Source organism: Moorena sp. SIO4A1 (assembly GCF_010672065.1).
Taxonomy (GTDB): Bacteria; Cyanobacteriota; Cyanobacteriia; order Cyanobacteriales; family Coleofasciculaceae; genus Moorena.
Genome location: NZ_JAAHHX010000496.1, coordinates 1 through 1,764 on the forward strand (window position 1 = coordinate 1; position 1,764 = coordinate 1,764).

General features: G+C 43.9%; 1 protein-coding gene. It reads left to right on the forward strand.

Annotated features, from left to right (window positions below; all coding sequences use genetic code 11):
• The first annotated feature begins 808 nt into the window (after positions 1–808).
• Positions 809–1,726 carry a multicopper oxidase domain-containing protein gene (locus F6K53_RS39850; protein ID WP_293085550.1) on the forward strand — a complete coding sequence of 306 codons (918 nt, stop codon included), beginning with the start codon at positions 809–811 and terminating at the stop codon, positions 1,724–1,726.
• The last annotated feature ends 38 nt before the right edge of the window (positions 1,727–1,764 follow it).

The following is a 1,764-nucleotide window of genomic DNA, read 5'->3' on the forward strand; positions in this document are numbered from 1 at the left end:
TAAATTGGGAGAAGGTCAAAGTTGAAGAACATATGAACTATCTACTATAGTTTTTTTTTAGTTGTAAACATAGGATGAATCTAAACAGGAACCTAGGAGCAGGGACTGGGCATTAGTAGGAAAGAGCTTGGAGCATTTTTTGCTGTTCTAAAAAATTAGCAAGATTGTTCATGACCTATTTATAAATAGTAGCTCAGAGCAAGCTAAAACCCATGATGGTGCTATAGCTTTAGTACTAGGACTTACGCAAATCCCTCAATTTAACGCTACCTGTAGGGTGGGCAAGGTTTTGCCCACCCTACCCATGCATTCTGTGCGTAAGTCCTGAGTACAAATGCTGTCCATAAGTGACATGCTCCCCGTTCAATTCCTCAGCCGGATAACTCGTTTTAAGCTGACCGCTGATAGCACCTCAAGTAGCGTGCCCGTAGCCCATTAGCTGACGGCTAAAGTCCCATTAGGCAATGTTTTTTTTGGTCAAATCTCCTTTTGTTTACAAAGTTTGACATAATGTCATATTTTTTAGTGCTCTTTTTTTTTTCAATGCTATATACTTTCTATGGTGAGTGTTTGTGTTCAAACAATTCCACAAAAGATTTCTGTGATAAATCTACAGAAATAGACAATAACCCTAAGGACGATTACTACCATGAACAAAAAGTTATTGAGAAATCATAGGGTTTCTCATGGCTATGAGGTAGACAAGATTTTTTACCTCTTAACTCTTACTTGCTCCCTGCTGCCTAAACCCCATAAATTTGTAGCTCATCACTATCACAAGTGCTATAAAAGATTCCTAATACCAATCATGAAAACTGTTGGTATCCAGATTTTTGGCGAGGGTGGCGATCGCTTCTGGGTAACTTGTCGTAACATTATTGTTGCGTTTTTTATATCAGCACAGATCACAATGCTCGCGGCACAGCCCGCCCAAGCTGAACCAGCAGAACGCCGCTTCCAAAATCCACCGACCCTCAAAGCAGCCCTAACCCAAGGTAGATTAAGACGGTTTAATTTCAAGATTAAATATACTACAAACAAACTCTACAACCCAGCAACCATGGCAGAGGACCAAGTACGGTTGCGAAGCTACTTCGGCACTGATACTGATCCAAATCGACCCTATGTAGCACCAACTATTGAAGCCAATCCTGGTGATACAATCGTCGTCAACCTGAACAATAAGTTACCATCTGAGCCCAGTTGCATCGAACCACCTGATAATGTTAATGAACCCCATTGTTTCAATGACACAAATTTACACACCCACGGTTTCTGGGTCAGTCCAAAGGGCAATAGCGACAATGTTTTGACGAAAATTAAACCTGGTGACCCAATATTTCAATACGAGTACAACCTGCCCCCTGAGCATCCAGCAGGTACGTTTTGGTACCATCCCCATGTGCATGGTTCCACAGCACTGCAAGTCTCAAGTGGCATGGCGGGTGCTCTAATCGTGCGTGGTGATCGCCTTCCTACCCTTTTGCATAATGGCGACATTGACACTCTGCTCGAAAAACCAAAGGGAACTCAGATGCCAGAAAACATTTTAGTATTCCAGCAAATTCCGTATTACTGTTATGACCGCTCATATGATAACTTAGAAGATTTGTGGAAGTGTACTAGGCATGCGCAGCTCGGTGATGCTCTTTGGGCCACTGCTCACGCGGGTCGGCCAGGTCAACGTCACCAACGATGCGACCGGGTGCTCACTCGGCGCCCGTGAGGTCGACCCTCACCTCGACGTGCTCGAAGGCTTCGGCG